This window comes from Domibacillus indicus, from assembly GCF_023715895.1.
Classification (GTDB): domain Bacteria; phylum Bacillota; class Bacilli; order Bacillales; family Domibacillaceae; genus Domibacillus; species Domibacillus indicus_A.
Map to the genome: position 1 here is coordinate 1 of NZ_JAMBOO010000178.1, position 201 is coordinate 201.

At 41.8% G+C, this 201-nt stretch carries 1 rRNA gene; it reads right to left on the reverse strand.

Features of this window, described 5'->3' with window-relative positions:
• Window positions 1–82 precede the first annotated feature (82 nt).
• Window positions 83–201 (reverse strand): 23S ribosomal RNA (locus M3221_RS26175); the annotation flags it as partial.

Genomic DNA, 201 nt, shown 5'->3' on the forward strand with positions numbered 1-201 from the left:
CCAGACTATATATGGAACAAAATTGTTCCTTCAAAACTGGATAATCTCTGTAAAGTAACGGCATACCGTGCCATTGTTAATCTTGATTAAGTCCTCGATCGATTAGTATTCGTCAGCTCCATGCGTCACCGCACTTCCACCTCGAACCTATCTACCTCGTCATCTTCAAGGGATCTTACTTACTTGCGTAATGGGAAATCT